This window comes from Desulfosporosinus sp. HMP52, from assembly GCF_000765145.1.
In the GTDB taxonomy this organism is placed as follows: Bacteria; Bacillota; Desulfitobacteriia; order Desulfitobacteriales; family Desulfitobacteriaceae; genus Desulfosporosinus.
The window spans coordinates 1-1,798 of record NZ_JMGA01000075.1 but is presented as its reverse complement, the minus strand read 5'-3'; the positions used below and the strand labels follow the sequence as shown (position 1 = coordinate 1,798).

The 1,798-nt window shown below is 46.0% G+C and carries 1 protein-coding gene; it reads right to left on the bottom strand.

The features are described from left to right. Positions 1-131: 131 nt before the first annotated feature. On the bottom strand, positions 132-1,430 hold the full coding sequence (locus tag DP73_RS21400) for an IS30 family transposase (protein WP_034602421.1): 1,299 nt from the start codon (positions 1,428-1,430) through the stop codon (positions 132-134). Positions 1,431-1,798: the final 368 nt, after the last annotated feature.

The following is a 1,798-nucleotide window of genomic DNA, read 5'->3' as shown; positions in this document are numbered from 1 at the left end:
TTTTTCTGGCGTATCATGAGAAAAATGGGCATGCCAAAGGGAGATCGACTCCCTCTCGATTTAATTGTAATCGGAGAATCCACCCCTATTTATGGATGTGCATTGAGGGTTGGCGGCGCATTATTATGGTTCTATCTTTTGAGAAGACTAGGTTTTAACAGGATGTCACTGGCGGCAACCGGCGAACATCCGAGTTTGTGCAAAACCTCTTCTCCATGGTAAAAGCTGAACGTTTCGTAGGGGCTACGATTGTTCAGCTTTTTTCTTTTGTAGGAATTGATATGGTTCATCATCCGGGTAACATCTTCCTGTGTCAGGTGATTGAATCCTGACCCTTTGGGAAGCACTCTTCGGATCAGACCGTGATTGACTTCAATGGCCCCTTTCTGGTGAGGGCATCCGGCATCACAGTAGTAAATCTTCGTGCGCAAGTCACCATACGTCCCAGGCCCATACTCAATGGCCTTGGGATTGGAAAACTCACTGCCGTTGTCCGTCAGGAGGACTGGGAACAGCTTTCGAAACAGTTCCCGCCCCAGCCGTTGGTCAAGGTCGTTGAATACGTCAATCACTGATTGTGAGGTGTTGGAATCCCGAAGGAAAGCAAGCATCAGACTCGCATCTACGAAATGTACCGTCAAAAGGCATTTGCCACCCTTAGTTCCAATGACAGAGTCCATTTGGACAATAGCCGTATCCGGATTCTTCTCTATGAAGCTCTGGAATGCGTCGTAGTTTCGCCCGATCCTGCAGCCCTTGTCCACTTTGAATTCCGGTTTTTTATAGCGTGCACGGAACTTCACTTTCCTTGGCAGGTCGATGTTGCGTACATCCATAAGACAGGCGTCGATGTAGTTGTAGATGGTTTTCTCACTACACATGAGCTCATTCTCATGGTTCACATAAATCTGATGGATAGATTGCCCCTGCTGTACCAAAGGACTGATAATAGCGTTTAGCCGGGCAATCTCCTCTTCGCAGACACAAAGGCCACTGCGGGATTCTGAGATGGTTTTGTGGGATTTGACATGGGCATGCTCAGCATCATAGAGACTTTTCAGCAACGTACATTTCCCAATCTGCTCGCAGCCATTGCAGACATAAGGGACCCGGAACCTTGCCATACAGATTTCCTCGATAAAATCTTGGCAGTTGTCGTTACACTTCTGACAGAGCTTGCAATTGACCGCTGAACGCCTTGTACATTCTTTACCGCAGAGTCCTTTTTTCCTGCAGTTGAAACGGTTCCTGCATGCATTGTAGGAAAACCCCGGATATCCGGTGGCAACCTCTGAAAGATGTTTGCGGACTTCTCTGGAAATCGTGGTTGGGTCCTTATCCAATCTGCGGGCAATTTCTTTAAAAGAATGACTTTCTTTTAGGCATTTCTGTAAGGTCAGCCTTTCTTCATACGTAAAAAACTTCGACATGGTTATTCTCCTTTTCGCCGCCAACCCATTCAGATTATATAGCATTGAAAAGGTGTGTAAATCTAAATCATGAGCAATGAAAATAACGGAACGCTCGGCGCTTGCCAAGCAAACTCTCTTTCAATCTTGGGTAAGTCTCTTAGGTAAAAGAGACTTTGCCGTCTTCAAGCGTATTGGTTTAGTTCACGTGTCAATGGGATGATGGCGAGCATATCCTCAGCCTAAAGGCTTCCGGTATCCCTCGCATCACCCTTGACACTATCCAATCTTTTGTAAGCCAGGATGCAACCCCTGGTATCTATGAATTTAATTACATTATGAAGCTTCTGTTGGAATCGGAAAGGTTGCATTTCGATTTGCAATTAAGG

Bases quoted from the DNA above. Each gene is read 5' to 3' on its own strand.
- DP73_RS21400 (WP_034602421.1), bottom strand. From the start codon at position 1,430: ATGTCGAAGTTTTTTACGTATGAAGAAAGGCTGACCTTACAGAAATGC.